The organism is Achromobacter sp., from assembly GCF_057314935.1.
This window is the reverse complement of the sequence record NZ_DBHKZA010000022.1, coordinates 1-3665: the sequence shown is the minus strand read 5'-3', so window position 1 is coordinate 3665 and position 3665 is coordinate 1. Positions and strand designations below refer to the sequence as shown.

Annotated in this window: 3 protein-coding genes and 1 pseudogene; 3 read left to right on the top strand and 1 reads right to left on the bottom strand. The window is 64.9% G+C overall.

Annotation, left to right across the window (positions count from 1 at the left end; translation table 11 throughout):
- The 3 genes and pseudogenes from ACO6D5_RS10520 to ACO6D5_RS10510 all read left to right on the top strand — a co-directional run.
- Window positions 1-159 (top strand): annotated as a pseudogene (locus ACO6D5_RS10520) (branched-chain amino acid ABC transporter permease); the annotation flags it as partial.
- 3 nt (window positions 160-162) lie between these two features.
- Window positions 163-2091, top strand: coding sequence for a branched-chain amino acid ABC transporter ATP-binding protein/permease (locus ACO6D5_RS10515; RefSeq protein WP_485825342.1), 1929 nt, complete (start codon window positions 163-165; stop codon window positions 2089-2091).
- Window positions 2092-2109: 18 nt separating this feature from the next.
- Window positions 2110-2832, top strand: coding sequence for an ABC transporter ATP-binding protein (locus ACO6D5_RS10510; protein WP_006224764.1), 723 nt, complete (start codon window positions 2110-2112; stop codon window positions 2830-2832).
- 559 nt (window positions 2833-3391) lie between these two features.
- Here ACO6D5_RS10510 and ACO6D5_RS10505 read toward each other — a convergent pair.
- Window positions 3392-3665 (bottom strand): hypothetical protein (locus tag ACO6D5_RS10505; RefSeq protein ID WP_485825341.1); only part of this gene is annotated, 274 nt, incomplete at its 5' end.

Below are 3665 nucleotides of genomic sequence, written 5' to 3'. Positions count from 1 at the left end.
GTCGTGGTGGGCGGGCTGATCCTGGGGATCGCCGAAACGACCACCGGTTTCTATCTTTCGACGGGGTACAAAGACGTGCCGGGATTGGTGTTGCTGCTGCTCGTACTGACCTTCAAGCCCGCCGGCCTGTTCGGCAAGACCGCGATCAAGAAGGTGTAAGCGATGAAACCCTTGCACCTGTTGCTATCCATCGTGGCGATCGCATGCCTGGCCGCCGTGCCGCTGGGCGTGACCAACACGTACTACCTGCATCTGATCGAAACGATCATGATCTATTCGATCCTGCTGTTCGGGCTCGATATCGTGGTGGGCTACACCGGGCAGGTATCGCTGGGCCATGCAGGCCTCTTCGGTATCGGCTCGTATGTCGCCGGCGTGCTGTTCTTCCATCTGCAAATGCCCATCTGGGTGATTCTTCCCGCCGCCATTCTGATTGCAGCGGCGTTCGGCGCAGTGCTGGCGCTGCCGGCGCTGCGGGTCACGGGGCCTTACCTGGCCATGGTGACGCTGGCCTTCGGCACCATCATCCAGATCCTGATCAACGAGATGACCTTCATGACCGAAGGCCCCTTGGGCATCAAGATTCCCAAGCCGTCCATCGGCGGCCACATCCTGACCAAGAGCGAGTACTTCTGGCTGGTGGGCGCGCTGCTGGTGATCTCGCTGATCGTCGTGCACCGCATCCTGAAGTCGCACCTGGGACGCTCCTTCGAGGCCTTGCGCGACAGCCCGATCGCATCCGACTGCATGGGCGTGTCGGTCTACCGGCACAAGGTGTTCGCCTTCGTGATCAGCGCCGGTTTCGCCGGCCTGGCGGGCGCGCTGTACTCGTACTCCGAACAGTACATCTCGCCCAACACGTACAACTTCGAACTGACCATCCTGTTCCTGCTGGCCATCATCATGGGCGGCCGCAAGAGCCGCACGGGCGCCCTGCTTGGCGCGTCCATCATCGTGCTGCTGCCCAAGATGCTGGACGACATCGGCACCTTCCGTCTGATCGCGCTGGCCGTGGCCATCCTGGTGACCGTGGGCAGCATCGTCGCAGTGTCCAAGGGCCGCGCTGAACCGCGCCGCGTGGTGGTCCCCGTGGTCGGCACCATCGTGCTGGCGGTCTTCTCGTATTGGCTGGACGCCGTGACCGACTGGCGCCTGACCATCTTCGGCGCCATGATCCTGTTCGTCGTGTACTACCTGCCCGACGGCATCGTCGGCTTCGTCCGCAACCTGTTCTTCTCGACCCGCCGCGCGGCGCTGACGGTCAAGACGGACCTGGTGAAGGAGCAGGACGCGGTGCCCGAGGCGGCAGCCGTGGCCGGCAAGGGCGAAACGCTGCTGACGGCCAAGAGCGTGCTGATGCAGTTCGGCGGTCTGAAGGCGCTGAACGAGGTGGACCTGACCATCAAGCGCGGCACCATCCATGGCCTGATCGGTCCCAACGGGTCCGGCAAGAGCACCATGATGAACGTGCTGACCGGCATCTATGTGCCGACCGCCGGCGCGGTGGAGTTCTCGGGCAAGTCGCTGGTCGGCCTGGCGCCCGCGGACATCGCCGCCGCGGGCATCGCGCGCACCTTCCAGAACGTGCAGCTGTTCGGCGAAATGACTGCGTTGGAGAACGTGCTGGTGGGCCTGCATCACACCTTCACCACAGGGCTGGCCGGCATCGCGCTGCGCACCCCGAAGTGGAAGGGCGAAGAGCAAGGCGCCCGGGCCCGTGCGATGGCGTTGCTGGAATTCGTGGGCCTGGAGTCGCTGGCCAACGAAGAAGCCCGCAACCTGCCGTATGGCAAGCAGCGCCTGCTGGAAATCGCCCGCGCGCTGGCGCTGGACCCGCAGCTGCTGCTGCTGGACGAGCCGGCGGCCGGCCTGACCGCCCCCGACATCGTCGAGCTGCTGGCCATCATCCGCAAGGTGCGCGACCACGGCATCACGCTGATCCTCATCGAACACCATATGGATGTGGTGATGGGAGTGTGCGACACGGTGTCGGTGCTGGACTTCGGCCAGAAGATCGCCGAAGGCCTGCCGAACGAAGTGCAAAGCAACGCCAAGGTTATCGAGGCGTATCTGGGCGGCGCGCCCGCCTGACGCCAAGAGGACAACAAGATGCTATCGATCAAGAATCTGGAAGCGGGTTACGGCAAGGTGAAGGTGCTGCACGGCATCAGCATGGAGGTGCCGAAGGCGAAGGTGGTGACGCTGATCGGCTCGAACGGCGCCGGCAAGACCACGACGATGCGTGCGCTGTCCGGCATGATCCGCCCGACCGCGGGCGAGGTCACGCTAAGCGGCAAACGCATCGACGGCCTGGAATCCCACCGCATCGCGCGGCTGGGCCTGGCCCATTCGCCGGAGGGCCGCCGGGTGTTCCCCACGCTGTCGGTGACCGACAACCTGCTGCTGGGGGCCTTTCCCCGTCTGACGGGCAGCCGCCCCAAGGGCGATGTGCAGGCCGACCTGGGCCGCGCCATGGACCTGTTCCCGCGTCTGAAGGAACGCCGCGAGCAGTTGGCTGGCACGCTGTCGGGGGGTGAACAACAAATGCTCGCCATGGCGCGCGCGGTGATGCTGAATCCCGAGCTGGTGCTGCTGGACGAACCGTCGATGGGGCTGGCGCCGATCCTCGTTGAGGAGGTGTTCCGGATCATTGCGCGGTTGAAGGACGAGGGGGTGACGATGCTGCTGGTGGAACAGTTCGCAGCCGCGGCGTTGAATGTGGCGGATTACGGGTATGTGCTGGAGAACGGGCGCATTTCCGTGCATGGCAGCGCGGAGAAGCTGCGAGATGATCCGGCGGTGGTTGCTGCTTATCTCGGGGGTGGGCATTAGAAGGGATTTTGTGCGCGGGCGTTTGGGTTCTTAAGGCCGCCCGGCACGTAGGTGGCCTGCGGTGCGCGGGTCAACGATCGCGGTCCGGAGCCTTCGCTCCGGACTGCCCCTTCGTCATCTTCGTTGCGGCCTGCGGCCGCGGCCTTCAGATTCCCTCGGGCTTATCGACTCCCCGCACACCGCAGGCCACCTACGCGCCGGGCTCCATCAGCTGCAATCTCACCGCGGCCGGGGCGAGTGGCTTTCTTTTGCTTCGCATCAATGTTGAGGTGTGGTGGAGGGTCTTGCGGGGCCCGCCCCATGCCGGCCGCGCAGGCGGCCTCGTGGGGCTTACGCGTCGTCTTGCGTCGTGATGATGCCGCTTCGCGTGTGGCGCGTGTGTATCGCCATTTTTCTTAAAATGGGTGGAATGCGTTCGGGTCTACCTGCGAACACGGACGCATGCCGCACGCAACCCATCGTGCGACGAGCACGAGACAGTCTTCCTATTAGACGGGTGGCGCGCGTACGGGTCTTGCCAAGCAAGCGTCTGCCTGCCGCGCGCCCCCCGTCGCTCTACCTATCCCTTGTGCCGAGAAGCCACCCGCAAACCACTCTTCACCAACGCGCAAGCGACCACCACCACGACGACCAAATGCGCGTATGCCGATTGCGCGCCGCCCGGGCGGCCGCAGTCGGCGGGCAACGCAAGTCTCGTCATTGAACCGCGGTCTAGCGGCGCAACGAACCAAGACACCGGCAGCCCGACGGCGGGGTCGGCCTGATGGCGCGCAACCTCGATGCGCCCGAGGGAATCCGAAGGGAGCCGAAGGCGGACGAGGATGACAACGGGG

Bases quoted from the DNA above. Each gene is read 5' to 3' on its own strand.
- ACO6D5_RS10515 (WP_485825342.1), top strand. From the start codon at position 163: ATGAAACCCTTGCACCTGTTGCTATCCATCGTGGCGATCGCATGCCTG.
- ACO6D5_RS10510 (WP_006224764.1), top strand. From the start codon at position 2,110: ATGCTATCGATCAAGAATCTGGAAGCGGGTTACGGCAAGGTGAAGGTG.